Raw genomic sequence first — 19,791 nt, forward strand, 5'->3', positions numbered from 1 at the left:
AGTTGGCCAGAGCATGAGCTGTGAAAGTCGGGGACTGTCGCATCTCTAAATTGCTCAAGTGTCGCATCTCTATATAGCTGCTACAACAGAAAGTCGCATAAGATAGATTATGGAACTTTCGCGTTGAGGTAAGGCTGGAAGAAATAATAGCCCGATGTTTTTCATACGCTGACGGACAGCCGCTTTTCGCCGTCGAAGCCGATCCAAGCCGACAAGATGATCTACCAGCCTTCGCCGCATACATTGCTGTCTGCACGGCATCGGTGTGAAGAGCCGTTCCTATTGCGCTGAGTCGTAAGGGATTTCGATCACCATTCCATCATAGGCCGGCTCGACATTGGCTGGGGTCTCAGCCATGACCGCGGCGTAGTCGAGCGGCACATGCATATGCGTCAGCACGGCGTTTTTTGGTGCCAGCCGCTCGACCCATTCAAGCGCCTCGCCAAGTGAGAAATGGCTTGGGTGCGTCCGGTACTGCAGCGCGTCGATGATCAGCACGTCGAGGTCGCTCAGCCGTTCGGCTGTGGCCTCCGGAAAGCCGCTGATATCAGGGCAATAAGCGAGCGCGCCGACGCGAAAGCCGAGCGATATGATGTCGCCATGGATCTGCGGCAACGGCTCGAGGGTGAGGGCACCCCCCTCTCCTTCGATGACCAATGCCCTGGCGTGATCGATGAGATGCGGCTTGACGATCGGCGGATAGGAACTGCCCTGCGGCGTCTCGAAACAGTAGCTAAACGCCTCCCGCAGCCGAAGCATTGTTGCGCTGTCGGCGTGGATATCGATCAACTGGCGCTGATCGAGCACGAAACCACGCAGGTCGTCGATACCGTGAATATGGTCGGCATGTGGGTGCGTATAGACGACCGCATCGATGCGCCTGACGCCGGCCAGCAGCATCTGCTGGCGGAAATCCGGCCCGGTGTCGATAACGACGGTTGTGCGGCTGCCATTGGCCGCGATCCGCTCGACCAGTGCGGCGGTGCGCATGCGGCGGTTCTTCGGATTGTCCGGATCGCAATTGCCCCAGTCGCCGGTGATGCGCGGCGTGCCTGGCGACGAGCCGCAGCCGAGAATGGTGAGGCGCAGCCGGTCGGTCATCGTTCAGGTGCTTTGCTCGGCCAAGCGGGAGGTCGCGGCATCTTGCCGAACAGGCGGAAGAAATTGTTCGTTGTCAGCGCGGCGATTTCAGCCTCGCTGACGCCGATCGTTTCGGCCAGCACCTTGGCGGTATGGGCGACATAGGCCGGCTCGTTGCGCTTGCCGCGAAACGGCACGGGCGCCAGATAGGGCGCGTCGGTTTCGACCAGCAGTCGGTCATGCGGCACATCGGCGGCAATGGCGCGCAACTCAGCCGAATTCTTGAAGGTCAGGATGCCTGAGAACGACACGTAACCACCGAGCGCAACACCGATTTCAGCAAGCCGGCGCCCTGAGGAAAAGCAATGCAGGATGAACGGGAAGGCGCCCTTCCCTGTTTCGTCTTCGAGGATGGCTGCCATGTCTTCATCGGCATCGCGCGAATGGATGACCAGCGGCAATCCTGTCTCACGCGCCGCGGCGATGTGATTGCGAAAGCCCCGTGCCTGCACATCGCGCGGCGCCTTGTCGTAGAAATAGTCGAGCCCGGCCTCGCCGATCGCCACCACTTTTGGATGAGCGGCCAGCCGTACGAGCTCGACCGACGTCACGTCCAATTCTTCCGCGACATTGTGCGGATGGGTGCCGACCGAACAGTAGACATCATCGAAAGTTTCGGCGATTTCAATGACTTGCTGGAATCGCTTCACACGGGTCGAGATCGTCACCATTCGGCCGATCCCGGCCGCCTTGGCGCGCGCGACAATGGCCTCCCGCTCCTCGGCGAAATCCGGAAAATCCAGATGGCAATGGCTGTCGACGAGCATCAGATGTTCGCGTCCGGCTGTTCGACATAACGCGGAAACACGCCTTCCGGCGGGGGCAATGCGGTGCCAGGCACCAGCGCATGATCCGCGTGGACATGTGCGAAATCGCGGCGCTCCGCCGGCACTGCCAGCAGGTCGAGCAGCTTGTTGGCCGATCCCGGGACGAAGGGCTGACACAGCAGCGCCACGCGACGCACGACCTCTGCGGTCGTCCACAGCACGGTTTCCATGCGCGCCGGATTGGTTTTCTTCAACGCCCATGGTGCCTCGCCGGCGAAGTATCGGTCGGCCTCCGCCACCACGCCGAAGATTGTCGCCAGCGCCAGATGGATAACCTGCTCGGCCATCGCCTTGCGCGCACTGTCCAGGGCAGCGACGGTCCGATCCAGGATCCCGCTATCGGCATCCGTAAGGTCGCCGCGCTGCGGCACCACGCCGTCGCAGTTCTTGGCGATCATCGACAGCGAGCGCTGCGCCAGATTACCGAGGCCGTTGGCAAGGTCGGCGTTTGTGCGATTGACGATCGCGTCATGGCTGTAGCTGCCATCCTGGCCGAACGGCACCTCGCGCAGGAAGAAGTAGCGCACCTGGTCGAGACCATAGTGCTCGACCATTGCGAATGGATCGACGACGTTGCCAACCGATTTCGACATTTTCTCGCCGCGGTTGAACAGGAAGCCATGCGCGAAAACGCGGCTTGGCAACTCGATGCCGGCCGACATCAGAAAGGCCGGCCAGTAGACCGCATGGAAGCGGACAATGTCCTTGCCGATGATATGCGTGGCCGGCCAATACTGCCATTTCCCGGCCTTTGTGTCGGGATAGCCGGCGGCGGTGATGTAATTGGTCAAGGCGTCCACCCAGACATACATCACATGCTTGTCGTCGCCTGGCACTGGCACGCCCCATTTGAAGGTCGTACGGGAGATCGACAGATCCTTCAGCCCGGACTTGACGAAGCTCAGCACCTCGTTGCGGCGTTCGGTCGGCCCGACGAAATCAGGCTGGCTGTCATAAAGGGCCAGCAATTTGTCCTGATAGGCAGAAAGCCGGAAGAAGTAGCTCTCTTCTTCATTCCATTCGACGGGCGAGCCAAGCGGTTCGCGCCGCACGCCATCCTCGCCGAGCGTCGTCTCACCTTCGTCGAAATAGGCTTCCTGGCGAACCGAATACCAGCCGCTATAGCGGTCGAGATAGATGTCGCCATTGGCGGCCATCGCTTTCCAGATTGCCTGGCACGATTCATAGTGTCGCGGTTCTGTCGTGCGAATGTACTCGTCATTCGAGCCGCCCATCGCCTCGGTCATCTCGCGGAAAATCGCCGAATTGCGATCGGCGAGCGCCAGAGGCGTAATGCCTTCCTTCTCGGCCGTTTGCTGCATCTTGAGGCCATGTTCGTCGGTGCCGGTCAGGAAAAAGACGTCCCTGCCGTCCAGGCGCTGGAAGCGAGCCAGTGCGTCGGTTGCAATGACCGTATAGGCATGACCGATATGCGGCTTGCCGTTCGGATAAAAGATCGGGGTGGTGATGTAGAATTTGTCGCGTGACATGAATGAACCGTCATGAATGTCTGAAAGGAAAGGCGTGGCGGTGGATATCGCATCGGGGGGGCGATTGCCATCCCGCTGCCATGCATGCCGTCCAAAAGTGGCCCCGCTTCCAGGGGCAACGGCATGCATCAAAAAGGCCGTCACATTCGCATTGCAGAATTCAGGCGGTCGATCATGGTCAAGGCGTGTTGCTTCTTGTCGAGATTGTAGGTGTCGGTCTCAGATATAGCGTCCAGCGCCTCATGCCAAGTGTCCGACAGGGTTTTGGCCCGCGCGAGGTCGCCCGCCAGCGCCGCCTGGCTTGCCGCGTCCGACAAAAGGTCAAGCGCCCGGCGGTTGAAGATATCGAACTGGATCGCCTGGTCGCGGCCGGCGACGGCTTCGGCAAGGCGGAAGGCGCCGCCGACATCGCTCTTTCTTCCGGTAACGAGAGCGTCGAGCGTGGAAGCGATCTCCAGCCCGCCATACTGCGTCAACAGGATGGCATTGCGCGCGCTACCCCCTGCCCGGCCGACCAAAGCCGCCCGCGCAGCCGGATCGTCAGGCGGCAATGGCTCAGTCGTTTCCAGCACCGCCATCAGGTCGTCGGCGTCGAGTGGCGTCAATCGCACCACCTGACAGCGCGACCGGATCGTCGGCAGCAGGCTGCCCGGAGCATGGACGATCAGGATGAACAGCGTTCGTGCCGGCGGCTCTTCAAGGTTTTTCAGCAAGGCATTGGCGGCATTGGTGTTCATGTCATCGGCCGGATCGACGATGACGACCCTGTAGCTGCCGTCATGCGAGGTCAGCGACAGGAAGCGGCTCACCTTGCGGATTTCATCGACGGTGACGACTGTCTTGAAACTCTTGGTCTTGTCGTTAAGCGGCCGGGTCAGATGCAGGACGGAAGGATGCGCCCCGGTGGCGATCTGGCGAAACAGCGACGACGCCGGATCGGGCGTGGCAAGGCTTTCCGGCGCCAGCGCGAAATCAGGGTGCTTCAGGAGATGGTGTGCAAGATGGAAGGCAAGCGTCGCCTTGCCGATGCCGATCGGTCCGGAGAAGATCAGCGCATGCGGCAGCTTTCCCGCGCGATAGGCGGCGGTGAGCATATCGGCGGCCTGCCGGTGTCCGACCAGGCGTGGCGTTTCGGATGGTTCGGGCACGCCGTCCAGTGTGTCGTGCTGCTCCGGCGCGATACGTTCGAAGATCATGCTGGCGTCGCCCGCATGTTGCGCGCCGGCGTTCTTGACGCCAGCGCCGCGAACACGGCAGCGGTGACGACATTCTCGACCGCATCCGGCTCGGCGGCCGCGTCGATCACGATACAGCGCTCTGGCTCGGCCGCGGCGATCGCCAGGAACGCTTCGCGGCGGGCCTGATGAATCGCCAGCGTCTCTTTTTCGAAGCGGTCGGCGTCTGCGTCGGCGCCGCGTCGCAGTGTTGCGCGTCTCAGGCCTTCGGCCGGATCGATGTCGAAGATCAGCGTCAGGTCGGGCATCATGCCATTGATGGCGACCTGCTCCAGCGCATTCATGAACGCTGGATCGATGCCACCGGTGACGCCCTGGTAGACGCGGGAGGAATCCAGGAAGCGGTCGCAAAGCACGATGGAGCCACGCTCGACCGCCGGTCGGATGACCTGTTCGACATGGTCGGACCGCGCCGCCGCAAAAAGCAGCGCTTCCATCTTCGGCCCAAACGGTTCGGCGGCCCCCGAAAGCAGCACGTGCCTGACCGCTTCGGCACCCGGCGAGCCGCCTGGCTCACGGGTAAGGAGGACATCGTATTTCTTGGCGCGCATCTTCCTGGCCAGCCGCTCGATCTGCGTCGACTTGCCTGCCCCTTCGCCGCCTTCGAAGGTGATGAAAAATCCGCGTGCCAACCGAGAGGCCTTCTTGTCCATGCTTGAATGGGCTTGTAGCGCTCTAGATAGTCCGCGTTCGACGAAACGTCCATGCCGTCGATTTTTTGCTTTTATGCATGTCGCTGCCCCAAAACCGGGGCGACTTTTGAGCGACATGCATTTAGCGCAGCCAGCCGACCGCCAGCTCCTTGACAGCATCGAGCGCGCGCTGCGGCAGCGTGCCGACGCCGATCGATTCGGCTGCGAAAAGCGGCGTCTCCTGACTGAGCGTATCGCCGATCCAGACCCGCAACGCCCCCACCGGCTGCCCCTCTTCCACGGGTGCGGCGACCGGGCCGTTGTAGACGATCCTGGCCGTCAGCTTGTCGCGGTTGGTGATCGGCAGGAAGATGTCGATCGGGCCCTTGGCCTTCAGCATCACCCCCGATTTGGCGCCGCCGAAAACCTGGGCTTCTCCAACGATCTCATCCTTTGCGAAGATTTCGGTCTTCTCGAAGGAGCGAACGCCCCAGTCGAGCAACTTTCGCGCCTCCTCGGCCCGCTCCTTGTCGCTGGCGAGCCCGCTCATCGCAGCGATCACCCGAGTGCCGTTATGGCTGACTGAACCGACGATGCCGAAGCCTGACGTCTCGCTGGCGCCGACCGCCAGGCCGTCGGCGCCGATATCCATCGCCAGCAGTGGATTGCGGTTCCTCTGTGAGATCTTGTTCCAGGTGAAATCCTTCTGGCCATAGTAGCGATAGAAATCCGGATAATCGCGCCACAGGTGCACGGCCAGCTGCGCCAGTTCACGCACAGTCGTCTGCTGGCCATCCGCCGGCAGGCCGGTCGAGTTGATGAAAGTCGATGTCTTGAGGCCGATCTGGCGGGCGCGCTCGGTCATCTGCGCGGCAAAACTGTCCTCGGACCCGGACATGCCTTCGGCGATGACGATGCAGCCATCATTGGCCGCCTGCACGACCACGCCCTGAATCAGGTCCTCGAGCCGGACCGCCGACTTGAGCTTGGCGAACATCGTCGATGTTCCCGAAGGCGCGCCACCCTTGCGCCAGGCGTTTTCGCTGACCACGAACGTATCGTCGAGCTTCAGGCGGCCCGACTTGATGGCGTTGAACACCACTTCCATGGTCATCAGCTTGGCCATCGAGGCCGGTGGTATCGGCTTGTCGGCATCCTTCGAAAACAGCACCGTCCCGGTCTCGGCATCGATCATGAAGACCTGCGTGGCCTTGGTCTCGAACAGCTGCGCACGCACTGGAGCCTGCGAAAACAGCAGCAGGCCAAAAACCAGAAGCCCGGCCAGAGGCTGGAGCAAGCGCAATTGCATGATATTCGACCCATTGGCCGGCCCGTCCGGCAAGCCCGCAAAAAGTATCAGGCCTTTTGCGGGCCGGATCAACCGCACAGCGGAAATCCGGCCTGGCCTCCGCTCAGTTGCGCACAGCCAGCGCATCCGGCGCGCCATGCGACCATGCTGCCTGCAGCAAATCATCCAGATTGCTGTGGCCGTCGGGATAGAGATTGACCGAATACCAATCCTCGCCATCGAGTTCCGAACGCTGGATCTCGATCTTGCCGAATGCGGCAAGCTGAGCGGCAATGCGCTTGGCCTCCGCTATACCCTCGAACGAACCGGCAGCGACGTAGTCGGTAGCCGAACCCTGCGGCTGTCGCTTCCATGATTGAAGGACATCGGCCGGCGACATACCATCGCCACCCAGTGCGGCGAACGCATTGGAGGCGCGTTCGACCCGCTCGTCCGCATAGGACAGCGAGGCCACGGCAAACGGAGATTGCCGCGGCAAATTGATTTCCGGGCGCTCCGGCACGATCGGGCCGAATTCGGGCAGCGTCAGATCGACGTAATCCGGCGCCTGCGCCGACATGTCCGGCTGGGCGACACCGGAATCGGTCAACTGACCCGGAAACGGCATGGCGGCAGCGCCGGCAGGCAGGCTTGGCGACGGTCCGTTCATGGCCACCATGACGCCGGTCGGCAATCCATCCGACGGATCCGGCGCCCTGTTGCCGGGGTGGTAGGAGGCCATCAGATACTGGTCGTCATCACCGTCGAGCGGTGCACGGCCGACATATTCGACCTTCACTTGAGCGGTGCCGGTGTTGGCGTAGTCAAGCATCTGGGCGGCGCGCTCCGACACATCGATGATGCGGCCTTCGTGATACGGGCCGCGATCGTTGACGCGAACGATGACCGAACTGCCGGTCGCGAGATTGGTGACGCGCGCATAGCTTGGCAGCGGCATGGTCGGATGCGCCGCCGTCAGGTGGGTCATGTCGTAGACTTCGCCGTTGGCGGTAAGCCGGCCGTGGAAGGCGTCGCCATACCAGGAAGCCAGGCCGACCTTGGCGTAGCGCTTGTCTTCCCGGGGGTAATACCACTTGCCGCGAACCTGATAGGGTTTGCCAAGCTGGTCACGGCCGCCGCCGCGTTGCATGCGCCCGTTCTTGGAGAACACGCGCGGGCTTGCCTTCACGCCATATTCGGATTCGGAAAAATATTCTTTGGAGCGGGTCTTCTTGTAGAGCATCGCTTTCGGCTCATGCTGCGACGCGCACGCCGCCAGCAAGGCGGCCGAAACGGCAAACAACGCAACTGTGGTAGCGCGACGAAGGCGCGGGTGCGTCGCAGCCTGCATTTTCCTGATGTCCCCTTCAGTCTCGACCTAGGACGCCGCGTTCAAGCATCAGAGGATGCCAAAACACTTACTCGACGAATATAAAAGACGCCTTGAACCCCGATCCCTTGTGCGCAGGAATTGTTTATCACGATATTAACCGATTGTGGCCAGAACCGGGCAAGATTGTGACGCTGCCGCCATGCCGACCACCCCGAAAAGTCACGGCTTTGCGTCGCTGCCTACGCGGCCCACATTGTCGACGCAATGAATGGCGAAGGCGCCGGCCTCATGGTTCGGACGTGGCCCAAAGTGACCACCTCCTTGCCCGACGGCGAGGCCGGCGTCATCGACAACAACAAGATGTAGCCGGGGCGGAGTTATATCGTTTTACACAACCCCTAATTGCTAGCTCGCGGGACACACCGGCTGTTAATTTAGCCTCAGGGCGAGGAGGGAAAGGTAGCGAACCGGGAGGATATAGCGCATGAATTACGATTTCGGCATCCATCGTTCTGAAGAGGATCAGCCTTACGAAGTTACCTCTTTCGCCAAAAAACATGGCTTGACGTTACGCGCTGCGGACGCCGTTCTTTTCGCCAAGGGCCCATCACGAACGGCCTGCGATGCGGCAGCATTGGCTTTCCTCTGTGCAGTCGCCGCACAAGCCAAGAAACAATCGACGCGCTAGCCTTCCGCGACCACGACTCGGCTCGATTTGTTTGGCCGGCGCCATCTCCAACCTGACTAGGTTGCCGGCCATTATCGTCTTGCTGAAGTCGCAAGCCGCTCCCTTTCCAGAAAGTGGCTTGTGGCTAACTGCGGCACGCGACCCTCGCGGCCGTAACAAGTCCAGGCCGCATCGACAGACCGCTTAATCGAAGGCCCGCCGCCTCATTTGCGAGGCGACGGGCCCTTCCCCACCCACAATCGCCTCGACGCAATTGCGGTGCCAAATTGATTGACCCATTATGGGTCACTAACCGCACCAGTGCTCGCCTCCCTTCCGCGATCACACCATAGGCTAACGCGATCTCGCAGTTCACAATACGACTACAAGCGGTCGATTCCTTAGGGATGTAGCCACTCCAAAAGCCCGCCGCAGGTCGCTCCCGTGGCGGGCTTTTCATCGATTAGGGGTTCGGGCCGGATTGCGGGCTTCCCATTGGATCGCCTATTGGGGCGGCCCCCTTAGCGCTTCTTCGGCTTCGGCGTAATTTCTTGAACTCGCACCTTGTCGCCGATCTCCTTGGCCATCGCCAGGGCTTTGGCCTTGTCCTTGGTGGTCAGCACGGTCCGCCAATGCGGTTTCTCGAACACGCTGACAACGTAGGTTGTTACCGGCGTGTCTTTCATCTTATGCCCTCCCCGGAACCCGCGCCATTTGCGGAGCCGATCGGACCTTGCGCATCCCGATCTTCAGCAGTGATGGGCTGAGCATCGCCTGCCGCAAGCACAACCGTTAGAGATCGCTAATGTTCCGTTAAGCCGTTTTGGCTCGCTCGAATGTTGGCTTCCAGTCCTGATTGCGCACCCTCTGTTGGCCTTCAGGAATGCATGTGAAGAACACCGGCCGGCCCGCGGCCTTACACGCCAAGCAGCCGAAGAGCCCGACCACGCAATCCGTCGGTACGCTGAATATTTATGCGCCCATGATGCCGGGCAGTTGGAAGGCACCGCAGCGGTGGTTGACGCAGCCCTCAATGCCGCACTACAGGAATGAAGCACGAACCAGTCGGCAACGCCTTCGGTGCCAATCCGGTGCCAACAGGTCAAAACCGGCCGGACGAGCAAGCCTAAGTGATGAAAAATCACGATGGAGGAATGGCCGAGCGGTTTAAGGCACCGGTCTTGAAAACCGGCGTGGGTGCAAGCTCACCGTGGGTTCGAATCCCACTTCCTCCGCCAGTCAACTTGTCCAGCCCGGAGACATGGGTAACAGTCTGTACCTAAGTGTGAGCTTTCAGAGGGTTGTCCATTCGGACCCTCCGGTGAGTGCTGCAGCTTGGTAACTCCAGTCTCCTCGGTCCGGTCCGAATGGACAACCCTTGAAAGCTCACAACTAGAGCGGCGGACTTTCATGTGAGTCCATACCCTGCGGCTGCGAAGTAATTTCTGCATTCTGTTGGAGAGAAGAGATTGCAGATATCGCCAATGGCCTGCCACAGGGCGTCGATGGTTCTGATGGCCTTTGCGCGCAGGTGCGCCTTGAGCTTGGCGAATGCCATTTCGATGGGATTGAGATCTGGGCTGTAGGGCGGCAGGAAGAGCAGCCATGCGCCTCTGGCCCGGATCGCTGCCTCGGCGGCCGGGCTCTTGTGGGCAGCGAGATTGTCGAGGATGACGACATCGCCCTTTGCCAGCGTCGGAGCGAGCTGCGTTTCGACATAGGTTTCGAAGATGCGCCGGTTCATCGGCATGTCGATACCAAAAGGGGCCGTGAGCCCATGACAGCGCAACCCGGCGATGAAGGTCTGCGTCTTCCAATGCCCGAACGGTGCCTTTGAGCGCAGCCGATGGCCCTTTAGGCAGCGGCCGCGCAGACGTGTCATCTTCGTAGTGGTCCCGGTTTCGTCGATGAACACCAGCCGATGTGGCTTAAGCCGCATCCGCGGCTGACGCCTGGTCTGCCACTCCTGCCGCGCCTTGCTGACGTCGGGACGATCTTGCTCGCTGGCCAGCAGCGTTTTTTTTTAAGCGATAGCCATTCCTGATGAGCCAGCGCGAGATCGAGGCAGGAGCGACCTGGACGTCTGTAGCAGCGGCCAGTTCGGCGGCAAGCTCCGGCATGGTGATGTCATCCTTCTCGGCCACAGGGCCAAGCAGGAACGCTCGATGCGGGTCGAGCTTGGAATGGCGGCGGCCACCGCTGGCCTTGGGCGCAAGGCTCTCGGTCTTTCGATAGTTCCTCATCAGGATCACGACAAACGAAACCGACACCCCAAAATGTGCCGCCGCCGCAGGCCGCGAGTGGCCAGCCTCGACAAACCGCACAACACGTTCACGCAAATCGAGCGAATAGGGCTTGGGCATGGCAAATCACCTCCTACAGGAAGTGAATCATGAACCACGCCTCACTGGAATCCCTCGCGATTCAAACTGAACGTCCGACGCTCTAGCTCAGATAAGATCATTTAAAGACAAATGCTTACGCGGATACTCCATGCGACGGCTTCCGCACCGTTTCGGTTCCTCCCCATGCCAGTTTCGTCGACCAGATAAGCCCAACTCGCAAATCCTGCCCGGAATAGATCTATCCCTGACCGGTCAAGAGAGACTGACGTCTGCCCTGCGGCCGTTTTTCAAAGACGACAATGCTGTCATAGACACAGATCGCGTCTGTTGTGTGGGTGAAAGCACTCGCCGCGAGGACGCCGCGTGCGTGATGTGCGTTGATCTCGTCGAGCTTTCCCTTGGCGAATTCCATGAACGAACCTACCTTGCGCAGTCCGCCACCGTAATCATCCCAATAGCTTGTGTGTGTGTCCTCGACGAAATAGACCCCGTTCGGCTGTACGTGATGGTAGAGATGCTCGAATGTCGCGATGACATGATCCATCATGTGGCTTCCGTCATCGATGACGATGTCGATAGGGCCATACTTTTCAACGATCCGATCGAGAAGTTGCGGATCATCTTGACTCCCAATGAAGACCTCTATTCCATCGGATTCGTGTACCTTGCATGTAGGATCGATATCGATGCCAACAATTCGCGCACCCTCGCCGAAATATGCGCGCCACATCTCAAGAGAACCTCCCTTATAGACGCCGATTTCAACAACGATTGGCCGTTGGTTCCGGAACCGTTCGAAATGACGTTCATAAACGTCGAAATAGTGCAGCCATTTGTACATCTCCTTGCCACTGTTGTTCAAAAAGTACTTGTGCAAGAACCCGCTCACCGCAGTCTTCTCCTCAGCCTCGCAACTTGCCGCCGCCAGCTGCTTTGATTGTGACTGTCACGCCCTTTGCCGACGAGGTTGGCTCTGAGCCGCGCAAACACGGGCTCCCATTCATTTGCGACCATGCAAAGGGATTCGTCGAGGCTTGGCTGGATCTCAACAAATTCCATATTTGCGAAGCGTTTGACCGCATCGACGATCCATGAACGATCGTATTTGTCCTTACCAAAGCCGGATATGACGCTGAGGCCGGTCCAGGGCGCGGCAATGGTGAACACGTCGAGATCCGGGCGAAGCGTCTTGAGCGCTGGAACCAATTTCCACACATCGCCGGTGTGGAATTGCGTTGTTGGCGGCACCCTTTGCGTCGCGTCGTCTAGCGGCGCTGTGTCATGTACGAGCAGAACCGAACTGGCGTCGCAGTAGCGTTCAAGGTTCGCAAAATCGCGCAGCACCTGGACGAAGGTGTGTAGCCCGTCGATGAACCCGACACCAACCCGGCGGCTGCCAAGCAGGAGGTCTGCAGCGCCACGATCAAAGAAGGCGTCGCTCGTCTCAGGAAAAATGTGCGTCTCCGCGCCGAGCGCCACTGTGGCACGTGGATTTGGATCGATGCCTATTGCAAGGGACGGAGCCTTGATCTTGGAAAGCGATACGCCGTCATAGACCCCTATCTCAACCACGACAGCGGGCTTCAGTTCTGCGTAGAGACGCTCCAGCCAATCGTAGTAAGAGGGTCCCGACATCCGTATGCTGGCCAACCCGATATGGGCGTCCACGCTATCAGCGGCAAGCGCTAGCGCGTTGCGGTATTGAACTTCAGCCGTCTCGTTCGCACCGATGGCGCGGTGTGCATCGCCGATCGCCATAAAGTAGGTGGCATCTCGTGCGTGGCTGCTCCGTGAAAGAACGCCGGCGGACAAAAGAAGTCGCGACGCTGCAAGATCGGCGGGTGCATGGCTGCTTGCCAGGCGAACGATGTCTGCCGCCGCCTTGTAGTTTCCGCGCTCGAATTGGACATTGGCCAACGTGACGAGTGCCGCCGAAGTCCGGTTCGTTGGAGCGGGCTCGTCCGATGGCTTTAATTGCGCCCTGAAGCCGGCGGCCGTGGCCGGTGCGACGCCGTGCGGAGACGCAATCATGGCACGGGCAAAGTGCGGAAGCAGCGACGCAGGCAAGGTTCCCACGAACGCCGAGGGGATGTGTAGGAGAAGATCCCCTGGCCCTCTCAATGCATCCCGTTCGGCTTTCCAGAGGGGCCAGTTTTTTGGTTGCATCTCGACGCTTGCATTGGTGGAGACACCGCCGTGCAATTGGTGAAATGTTGCCTCTCCCAGCGTGAGGATGAGCCTTGCCTGCGGCAGCTTCATTGCACGTTCCAGAGTGTCGAGGTTGACGAGGCCACCTCCCGGATAGCTGAAGCGTTCGTCCACGCCATGGATGGCATGCCAGCTCTCCCGGTGCATGAAAAGGGCATTCGCTTCGGCTATAGGCGAAAACCACGGATCCACCGACGATTCATCCATCGTCCCGATCTCGAACAGCCGATATCCATCATCCGGCCATCGGATTGATTGCAAAAGCGAATCCTCGATGGCCCTTGTATAACCGTTCCCAGGCGCATTCACCTGGACATCACTTCCAAGATACCAGCCGGGCGCTGCCACGACCGCCGTTGGGGCCATATCCACGCCGATGCGTGCGAAATGCACCAAACCGGGCGTCACGATGCGCGCGCCGTCAATCATCATGCCGATTTTGTCACCCCTGGCCGCCTTGATTCCGCGGTTGACGGCGGCCGCTGGCGAAGGTGATGCATCATCGATGCGCAGCAGGCGAAAGTTCGGCCCATATTCCGCGACCAGGCTCTCGCTGATGGCCGGTGACGATCCGTTGTCGACGACAATGACCTCGTAGTCATCCGATGTCACGCCTTGCTGGTAGGGCGACGCAAGCGAAAGTAAAGTTCGGGGCAGTTCTCGGGGAATGTTGTACGCGACAACAACGACGGACACGTGGTTCTGTTTCATCGCGCTTCCGTGCTTAATTGCCGGTGACTGGCTTTTGCCACCAACCGCCGGTCCAGTCTATCTCGTGTACCTCGGCTTCGATGGCGTTGCATGCGCGATAGTCATCGACCGCCTGCCGGCATGGTGGATGCGCAAGGTCGTCGATGATCGCGAACCCGCCGGGCGACAACCTCGGATAAAGCGCCTCAAGGCTATCCATTGTCGACTCGTACATGTCGCCGTCCAGACGGATGAGAGCTAATGGACCCGCCACCCGCTCAGGCAAGGTGTCACCAAACAGGCCTTTGACGAAGACCACCTGGTCATCCAAAAGGTCGTAGGCGGCAAAGTTGGATTCAACCTGCGCCTGATCGATCGCCAATTGGCGGTATTCGTGTAGCCGGTCACCACTGTCGGCTGGAAAATTCCCGGCATCCGGCGGTGGCAAACCGTCGAACGAGTCGGCAACATAGATCTTCCTGTTCTTGACCTCATTGGCAGCCAACACTCCCCTCATGAGGATACAGCAGCCACCTCGCCAGACGCCGGTTTCGATGAGATCTCCTGGCACATTCTCATCGATGACTCGCTGGACAAGGTCACGCACATTCGTCAAGCGTTTTATGCCCGCCATGGAATGGGCAACCGCCGGCCAATCGCGGCCCAGGAGACGATCTTCGCGATTGAAGGGGGTCGTCTCTCCCATTTTCGAGGGATCGATCACCTGCGAAGCGGAGCCGTAAATCGTATTGGCAATGACCTTGATAAGAAGATCTGTATAGAGGCGGTTCATAGTCGACCCTTCAAGGCGTCACGTTTTTCGAATTGAATATGCTGTTGCGGACTTCGAGCCAAAGTGCAACTGAGCTACAGTCATTTTTTGCGACGGTCTAACCAATTGCCCGTGCAAGCGAGCTGCAACCCAGTAATCCAGGGAGCTACCCAATGCCAACCGCAGATCAAGCGATAGGCATGATCGAGACGCTCGACATTGCTATTTTCCAAGTCAAAACCGAGAGCACCCTCTGTGACCGAACGAGTTTCCTGCGCGTGCAGAACTTTGCTCGTTCGGTGCTCGGCCATTATGTCTACCTTGAGGTTGGTTCACATATCGGCGGTAGCCTGTTCCCACACCTGCTCGATCCAGCCTGCGAGGCTGCGATATCGGTCGACCCGCGACCCGCGACGCAGCCTGACGAGCGTGCACAGGTCTTTCACTATCCTGAAAACTCGGCGGCTCGGATGATCGCCGTGCTTTCGGATTGGGTTCCCCCCACCGAAATGGCTAAACTTATCACAGTTGACCTAGATGTCTCCGATGTGCGGCCCGAGGTGATCGAGCCCAGGGCCACGCTCGCGCTGATCGACGGAGAACACACGAACACGGCCTGTTTTTCGGACTTTGTCGGTGTTTTACCGCTTATGAAATCGGAGTGCATTATTTCCTTCCACGACGCCAACCTGATCGCGGACGCTATTGTCAATGCGGAACGCTTCCTCGATCATCTAGGTATCACCCATGAGACGGTGTTCCTGCCGGACACGGTGGCCGTTATGGGTCTCGGGAAGCTCGCATCTGCAGTCCAGAATCAGCTTCAGCCTCACGCATTGGATCGGCAGAGTTACTTGGACCGATCACAACGGCAGCTATGGTCTCATATAGCCAGCGTGCACTCGCCCAAAATCCATGCTGAACTTGAGCGCCTGCGTTCTGAGAATTCGCAGCAGGCCGAGGAAATTGAACGTGCGCAAAAGGCGAGCCTGGACGCACAGACCCGCCTGGACGCCTTGATATCTAGCACGACCTGGCGCGCATCCGCCCCGGCAAGGGCGCTGGTCGATTGCATCAAGCGCGGCTTTGCGCCCTGACATGATGGTCACATAAATACAAATAAAATCAATAATTTAATAATGATTTCATGCTCACGGTTTGCGTTTGCGTTTTGCCTCTGCGCGAACACAGAACCTTTAGCCTTTGGAAAGGGGAGATGTGGTTCTTCTCAGAGGCGCAGGCGGCGCGCTGGGGCGAATGAATGGATATCTTTGGCATCAAGGCACTGTTGATCTGCGCGCTGATCTTCATTCCGTTCGAGAACCTGTTTGCCGAGCGGCCGCAGAAGGTTTTCCGCAAGGGCCTGATCGTCGATCTGATCTACATGCTGTTCAACGGCTTCTTCATAAAGATGGCCATGGCCATGATGGCGGCCGGTGTCCTCGGCTTCGCTGCGATCCTTGTCCCGCAATCGATAACCCAAGCCGTCAGTGGCCAGCGCGTCTGGCTGCAGGTTGCGGAAATCATCCTGATCACCGATATCGGCGTCTATTGGGCACATAGGGCTTTCCATAAAATCCCCGCGCTTTGGAAATTCCACGCAGTTCACCACGGCATCGAGGAACTGGACTGGCTTGGGGCTTTCCACAATCACCCGGTCGACATCATTGTCACCAAGGCGATATCGCTGACGCCGGTCTATTTCCTTGGGTTTTCCGATGCCTCGATCGCCGTTTTTTCGATGATCTACTTCGGCCACACAATGCTTGTTCATTCAAACGTGCGGATTCCTTTCGGCCCCTTGAAGTGGCTGATCGCCAGCCCGCAGTTCCATCGCTGGCACCATGCCAACCAGCGCGAAGCCTATGACAAGAATTTCGCCGGGCAGCTGCCTTTCCTCGACGTCATGTTCGGCACCTATAATGCCACCGGGGACAAAGTGCCGGAGAAGTACGGCGTCGACGATCCAATCCCCTCGACCTATATCGGTCAGACCGGCTATCCGTTCCTTCCCCGCAGGAAGCTGTCGAACCGACAAGCGCCGCGCACCGAAGCCTGACATCGATGGGTTGTCACGTCAGGGCGCTTGTCAACTCGGGAAGCACAGGTAAAACTCGCGAGAGCGCAATGCCGCGCCAGCGGTTATTGCGGGTTTTTCCCGTTTGCCTTGAGACCTTTCAGCATGGAATACCACGACGGCGACCTTCAGAAATTCGAAGCGTATGGCGCTGCCCCTCTTCCGGCCGCAAGTAACGAAGGCCAGGTGGAGCACGAAGGTGCGGAAATCTGGTACGCGACTTATGGGACAGGCTCTCCCGTGATTTTGTTGCATGGCGGCCTCGGCCACAGCGGCAATTGGGGATTCCAGGTTCCGGCATTGGTCGGGGCCGGCCACCGCGTCGTGGTGATCGACAGCCGGGGCCACGGGCGCAGCACGCGCGATGAGCGGCCGTACAAATACGAACTGATGGCCTCCGACGTTCTGGCCGTGATGGACCGTCTGGAGCTGAAGAAGGCGGCTGTGGTGGGCTGGAGCGACGGCGCATGCGTCGCTTTGATCCTAGGCATGATGGCCGCGGATCGCATCGCGGGTGTATTCTTCTTCGGCTGCAACATGGATCCCAGCGGCACGAAGGAAATCGAGCCAAGCCCGGTTCTCGACCGGTGTTTCGGCCGGCACGTCAAGGACTATGCCGCATTGTCGGCTACGCCGGACCGGTTCGCTGCATTTGTTGATGCCGTAGGCCTGATGATGAAGACCGAACCCAACTATTCCGCGGCCGACCTGGCACAAATACGCGTGCCTGTGGCGATCGTTCAAAGCGAGCATGACGAGTTCATCAAACACGAGCACGCCGATTATCTCGCCCGCTGCATCCCGGCGTCCGAGCTGATCATCCTGTCCGGCGTAAGCCATTTTGCCCCGTTGCAGCGGCCTGAGCAATTCAACAGCGTTCTGCTGGCTTTCCTCGAAAAAGTTCATTCTTGAGGACGCAGGACGCTGCATTTCCAGCCCGGGTGCTGGCGACGTGGCGTTGGACGATCGCACCGCGGGAGGCTTTTCGCGTCGAATCGGCTAGACCTTCGCGGCATGAACGAGACGTCACTCTATGCGCCGGTGAAGCTGTTCCTCGAAAGCCTCGACTTTGTCGTCAAAGGCGAGATCGGCGGCTGCGACATCGTCGCACTGCGCGAGGGTGAGCCGCCCGTCGTCGTCATCTGCGAACTGAAGCTGCAGTTCAATCTCGAGCTGGTGCTGCAAGGTGTCGATCGTGCTGCGGCCTGCGACGAGGTCTGGCTGGCCGCGCGCATGTCGGCCCGGGGCAAGGGCCGCGAAAGCGATGCACGGTTTCGCAATCTCTGCCGCCGCCTTGGCTTCGGCCTGCTTGGCGTGACCGCGACCGACCGCGTTGAAGTGCTTCTCAGTCCGATCGCGCAGGCGCCGCGCAAGAATGCGCGCCGGCGCTCCCGCCTGGTCGACGAGCACCAGCGCCGTCGCGGCGATCCCGTTGCGGGAGGGGGATCGCGCAATCCGATCATGACGGCCTACCGGCAAAGCGCCCTCGCCTGCGCTGCCGCCATGGTGGACGGACCCAAGCGGCCGCGCGACCTGAAGGCGCTGACGCCGATCGCGCCGAAAATCCTGCAGCACAATGTCTACGGCTGGTTCGCGCGCGTCGACCGCGGCCTCTACGATCTCACGGATGCCGGCCGTGCTTCGCTGGTCCGTTGGCCACAGGGCGCACGATGAATCCCGACACGCAATTTTGAACGCATCGAGCATTTGATTGATCATGCCTGCGGGGTCCAAGGTGGTCCCTTGGTTGATTCCTCCGACAAAATATGGTGCTTGTCCCGCCCATGAAGAAGCTCTGCATGATCGCCTTGGCGTCTGTGACATTGAGTTTTCCGGCCAGCGCAATGGACAGTGCATTGCGCGCAGGCCTGTTGAAACTCGATCTCCAGACCCGTCTTGAACAGCGTTGTGACGCCGAAGTGCTCGACCGGATCACCCACGATGACCGCAAGTTCAAAGCCGATCGCGTCGTCGCCTACGCCTTCGCGACACCCGAGATGGACGCTGATGCAATCAAAAGCCCGGGCGCTGCGTTTCGGAGCAACGGGCAATGGTACCGGCTGAAATTCAAGTGCGAGACGGCGCCCGACCATATGGAAGTTTTGCAACTGCGCTACCGGATCGGCGACGAGATACCGGAAGCCGATTGGGCCAAATATAATCTCTACGATTGATTTGTGATCGGCCATGGTTTTGCCCAGCTATCGACGAGTGCCGCGGAGCCTCTGATCCAGATTTGACGTAACGATGCTTCGGTGATGTCGCCACGAGCGATCCCTTGACGCCAAGGGACCGCCAAGTTAGGCCCTCGGGATAATCGAGGATCACTCGGCAAATCAGCAAGGGCTTCCGGTCGATGGACATTTTCAGCGCTGCCAGCCTGACGGCCCTGCTGCAGGTCATAGCCATCGACCTTGTGCTTGCCGGCGACAATGCGATCGTCATCGGCCTCGCCGCAGCCGGCCTGCCGGCCGAACAACGCAAGAATGCGATCCTCATCGGTGTGCTGGCGGCAACCGTGCTGCGCATCGGTTTTGCCGCGGTTACCGTCAAACTGCTGGCGATCGTAGGCCTGCTGCTGGCCGGCGGTATCCTGCTGCTGTGGGTCTGCTGGAAGATGTACCGCGAGCTGCGCACATCCCAAGCCGATGAGCTGGAAGCGACCGAGGCGCTGTCGAACCTCGATCTCAACAGCGACAAGGCGGTGGCCGGAAAGGCGAAGCGCAAGACGCTCGGCCAGGCAGCCTTGCAGATTGTCGTCGCCGACGTGTCGATGTCGCTCGACAATGTGCTGGCGGTCGCGGGTGCTGCGCGCGACCATTTCCCTGTGCTGGTCATAGGTCTCGTGCTGTCGATCGCGCTGATGGGCCTCGCCGCGACTTTCATTGCCAAGCTGCTGCATCGCCACCGCTGGATCGCCTATGTCGGCCTGTTGATCATCCTCTATGTGGCGGTGGACATGGTCTATCGCGGGGCGGTGGAAGTCTGGCCGCATATAAACGGCGCGGTCAGCTGAGGCGGCTGTCCGCCGCGTCTTCGACCGAAAGCTCCGCAGTGCAAACGCCGTGCGTTTTGCCGCATCGCAGG

The 19,791-nt window shown here is 59.8% G+C and carries 19 protein-coding genes and 1 tRNA gene; 8 read left to right on the top strand and 12 right to left on the bottom strand.

Annotation, left to right across the window (positions count from 1 at the left end; genetic code table 11):
* Nucleotides 1-279 precede the first annotated feature (279 nt).
* From NKJ90_RS29945 to NKJ90_RS29975, 7 genes are all read right to left on the bottom strand, one after another.
* Complete coding sequence (locus NKJ90_RS29945) at nucleotides 280-1,101, bottom strand: MBL fold metallo-hydrolase (protein ID WP_023757832.1); 822 nt, start codon at nucleotides 1,099-1,101, stop codon at nucleotides 280-282.
* Nucleotides 1,098-1,907 (bottom strand): TatD family hydrolase, encoded by an 810-nt coding sequence (locus tag NKJ90_RS29950; RefSeq protein ID WP_023757831.1) that lies wholly within the window; start codon nucleotides 1,905-1,907, stop codon nucleotides 1,098-1,100. Before NKJ90_RS29950 ends, NKJ90_RS29945 begins: the two co-directional genes overlap by 4 nt.
* Nucleotides 1,907-3,457 (bottom strand): methionine--tRNA ligase, encoded by a 1,551-nt coding sequence (metG, locus tag NKJ90_RS29955; protein ID WP_023757830.1) that lies wholly within the window; start codon nucleotides 3,455-3,457, stop codon nucleotides 1,907-1,909. Before metG ends, NKJ90_RS29950 begins: the two co-directional genes overlap by 1 nt.
* Nucleotides 3,458-3,597: 140 nt before the next feature.
* Nucleotides 3,598-4,653 (bottom strand): DNA polymerase III subunit delta', encoded by a 1,056-nt coding sequence (locus NKJ90_RS29960; RefSeq protein WP_352487497.1) that lies wholly within the window; start codon nucleotides 4,651-4,653, stop codon nucleotides 3,598-3,600.
* Entirely contained in the window at nucleotides 4,650-5,324 is a 675-nt protein-coding gene (gene tmk, locus NKJ90_RS29965) for a dTMP kinase (protein WP_023757828.1), read from the bottom strand. Before tmk ends, NKJ90_RS29960 begins: the two co-directional genes overlap by 4 nt.
* Before the next feature lie 142 nt (nucleotides 5,325-5,466).
* On the bottom strand, nucleotides 5,467-6,633 hold the full coding sequence (locus NKJ90_RS29970; RefSeq protein ID WP_023757827.1) for a D-alanyl-D-alanine carboxypeptidase family protein: 1,167 nt from the start codon (nucleotides 6,631-6,633) through the stop codon (nucleotides 5,467-5,469).
* Nucleotides 6,634-6,736: 103 nt separating this feature from the next.
* On the bottom strand, nucleotides 6,737-7,963 hold the full coding sequence (locus tag NKJ90_RS29975) for a septal ring lytic transglycosylase RlpA family protein (RefSeq protein WP_023757826.1): 1,227 nt from the start codon (nucleotides 7,961-7,963) through the stop codon (nucleotides 6,737-6,739).
* 466 nt (nucleotides 7,964-8,429) lie between these two features.
* Here NKJ90_RS29975 and NKJ90_RS29980 point away from each other — a divergent pair, with 466 nt between their 5' ends.
* Nucleotides 8,430-8,633, top strand: a complete 204-nt coding sequence (locus tag NKJ90_RS29980) for a hypothetical protein (protein WP_032907011.1) — start codon at nucleotides 8,430-8,432, stop codon at nucleotides 8,631-8,633.
* A gap of 500 nt (nucleotides 8,634-9,133) precedes the next feature.
* Here the strand turns inward: NKJ90_RS29980 and NKJ90_RS29985 are convergent, their stop codons facing one another.
* Nucleotides 9,134-9,298 carry a hypothetical protein gene (locus NKJ90_RS29985; RefSeq protein WP_023757824.1) on the bottom strand — a complete coding sequence of 55 codons (165 nt, stop codon included), beginning with the start codon at nucleotides 9,296-9,298 and terminating at the stop codon, nucleotides 9,134-9,136.
* A 462-nt stretch (nucleotides 9,299-9,760) separates the two neighbouring features.
* Here NKJ90_RS29985 and NKJ90_RS29990 point away from each other — a divergent pair.
* Nucleotides 9,761-9,850, top strand: a tRNA-Ser gene (locus NKJ90_RS29990).
* A 170-nt stretch (nucleotides 9,851-10,020) separates the two neighbouring features.
* On the opposite strand, the gene NKJ90_RS29995 is transcribed toward NKJ90_RS29990, so the two are convergent.
* The 4 genes from NKJ90_RS29995 to NKJ90_RS30010 form a co-directional block, all read right to left on the bottom strand.
* A protein-coding gene (locus NKJ90_RS29995; RefSeq protein WP_502904955.1) for an IS630 family transposase occupies nucleotides 10,021-10,975 on the bottom strand; the annotation gives its coding sequence in 2 pieces (ribosomal slippage) (nucleotides 10,021-10,635 and nucleotides 10,637-10,975; 954 coding nt in all).
* Between the two features lie 220 nt (nucleotides 10,976-11,195).
* Nucleotides 11,196-11,846, bottom strand: coding sequence for a class I SAM-dependent methyltransferase (locus NKJ90_RS30000; protein ID WP_032907009.1), 651 nt, complete (start codon nucleotides 11,844-11,846; stop codon nucleotides 11,196-11,198).
* Nucleotides 11,843-13,876: a glycosyltransferase gene (locus tag NKJ90_RS30005; RefSeq protein WP_050589480.1), complete on the bottom strand. Its 2,034-nt coding sequence runs from the start codon at nucleotides 13,874-13,876 to the stop codon at nucleotides 11,843-11,845. The genes NKJ90_RS30000 and NKJ90_RS30005 overlap by 4 nt, the downstream gene beginning before the upstream one ends.
* Before the next feature lie 13 nt (nucleotides 13,877-13,889).
* Nucleotides 13,890-14,648 carry a TylF/MycF/NovP-related O-methyltransferase gene (locus NKJ90_RS30010; RefSeq protein ID WP_023757820.1) on the bottom strand — a complete coding sequence of 253 codons (759 nt, stop codon included), beginning with the start codon at nucleotides 14,646-14,648 and terminating at the stop codon, nucleotides 13,890-13,892.
* A gap of 152 nt (nucleotides 14,649-14,800) precedes the next feature.
* Here NKJ90_RS30010 and NKJ90_RS30015 point away from each other — a divergent pair, with 152 nt between their 5' ends.
* From NKJ90_RS30015 to NKJ90_RS30040, 6 genes are all read left to right on the top strand, one after another.
* Nucleotides 14,801-15,724 (top strand): class I SAM-dependent methyltransferase, encoded by a 924-nt coding sequence (locus NKJ90_RS30015; RefSeq protein WP_023757819.1) that lies wholly within the window; start codon nucleotides 14,801-14,803, stop codon nucleotides 15,722-15,724.
* A 164-nt stretch (nucleotides 15,725-15,888) separates the two neighbouring features.
* Entirely contained in the window at nucleotides 15,889-16,686 is a 798-nt protein-coding gene (locus tag NKJ90_RS30020; RefSeq protein ID WP_023757818.1) for a sterol desaturase family protein, read from the top strand.
* Nucleotides 16,687-16,809: 123 nt separating this feature from the next.
* Nucleotides 16,810-17,616, top strand: coding sequence for an alpha/beta fold hydrolase (locus NKJ90_RS30025; RefSeq protein WP_023757817.1), 807 nt, complete (start codon nucleotides 16,810-16,812; stop codon nucleotides 17,614-17,616).
* A gap of 102 nt (nucleotides 17,617-17,718) precedes the next feature.
* A complete protein-coding gene (locus tag NKJ90_RS30030; protein WP_023757816.1) occupies nucleotides 17,719-18,378 on the top strand; it encodes a DUF2161 domain-containing phosphodiesterase in 660 nt (219 codons plus the stop codon).
* 92 nt (nucleotides 18,379-18,470) lie between these two features.
* Entirely contained in the window at nucleotides 18,471-18,878 is a 408-nt protein-coding gene (locus NKJ90_RS30035; protein ID WP_032907007.1) for a DUF930 domain-containing protein, read from the top strand.
* Nucleotides 18,879-19,060: 182 nt separating this feature from the next.
* The gene (locus NKJ90_RS30040) at nucleotides 19,061-19,720 is read left to right on the top strand and encodes a TerC family protein (RefSeq protein ID WP_023757814.1); all 660 of its coding nucleotides are present in this window, start codon (nucleotides 19,061-19,063) and stop codon (nucleotides 19,718-19,720) included.
* The last annotated feature ends 71 nt before the right edge of the window (nucleotides 19,721-19,791 follow it).

Origin of the sequence: Mesorhizobium sp. M0051 (assembly GCF_040323235.1) — a bacterium.
In the GTDB taxonomy this organism is placed as follows: Bacteria; Pseudomonadota; Alphaproteobacteria; order Rhizobiales; family Rhizobiaceae; genus Mesorhizobium.

What these genes read in the sequence shown, in the direction of transcription:
- NKJ90_RS29970 (WP_023757827.1), bottom strand. Translation starts at nt 6,633, where the DNA reads ATGCAATTGCGCTTGCTCCAGCCTCTGGCCGGGCTTCTGGTTTTTGGC.
- NKJ90_RS29945 (WP_023757832.1), bottom strand. Translation starts at nt 1,101, where the DNA reads ATGACCGACCGGCTGCGCCTCACCATTCTCGGCTGCGGCTCGTCGCCA.
- NKJ90_RS30030 (WP_023757816.1), top strand. Translation starts at nt 17,719, where the DNA reads ATGAACGAGACGTCACTCTATGCGCCGGTGAAGCTGTTCCTCGAAAGC.
- NKJ90_RS30015 (WP_023757819.1), top strand. Translation starts at nt 14,801, where the DNA reads ATGCCAACCGCAGATCAAGCGATAGGCATGATCGAGACGCTCGACATT.
- NKJ90_RS29950 (WP_023757831.1), bottom strand. Translation starts at nt 1,907, where the DNA reads ATGCTCGTCGACAGCCATTGCCATCTGGATTTTCCGGATTTCGCCGAG.
- NKJ90_RS29975 (WP_023757826.1), bottom strand. Translation starts at nt 7,963, where the DNA reads ATGCAGGCTGCGACGCACCCGCGCCTTCGTCGCGCTACCACAGTTGCG.
- NKJ90_RS30010 (WP_023757820.1), bottom strand. Translation starts at nt 14,648, where the DNA reads ATGAACCGCCTCTATACAGATCTTCTTATCAAGGTCATTGCCAATACG.
- NKJ90_RS30020 (WP_023757818.1), top strand. Translation starts at nt 15,889, where the DNA reads ATGGATATCTTTGGCATCAAGGCACTGTTGATCTGCGCGCTGATCTTC.
- NKJ90_RS29960 (WP_352487497.1), bottom strand. Translation starts at nt 4,653, where the DNA reads ATGATCTTCGAACGTATCGCGCCGGAGCAGCACGACACACTGGACGGC.
- NKJ90_RS30035 (WP_032907007.1), top strand. Translation starts at nt 18,471, where the DNA reads ATGGTGCTTGTCCCGCCCATGAAGAAGCTCTGCATGATCGCCTTGGCG.
- NKJ90_RS29985 (WP_023757824.1), bottom strand. Translation starts at nt 9,298, where the DNA reads ATGAAAGACACGCCGGTAACAACCTACGTTGTCAGCGTGTTCGAGAAA.
- metG (WP_023757830.1), bottom strand. Translation starts at nt 3,457, where the DNA reads ATGTCACGCGACAAATTCTACATCACCACCCCGATCTTTTATCCGAAC.
- NKJ90_RS29980 (WP_032907011.1), top strand. Translation starts at nt 8,430, where the DNA reads ATGAATTACGATTTCGGCATCCATCGTTCTGAAGAGGATCAGCCTTAC.
- NKJ90_RS30040 (WP_023757814.1), top strand. Translation starts at nt 19,061, where the DNA reads ATGGACATTTTCAGCGCTGCCAGCCTGACGGCCCTGCTGCAGGTCATA.
- NKJ90_RS30025 (WP_023757817.1), top strand. Translation starts at nt 16,810, where the DNA reads ATGGAATACCACGACGGCGACCTTCAGAAATTCGAAGCGTATGGCGCT.
- NKJ90_RS30005 (WP_050589480.1), bottom strand. Translation starts at nt 13,876, where the DNA reads ATGAAACAGAACCACGTGTCCGTCGTTGTTGTCGCGTACAACATTCCC.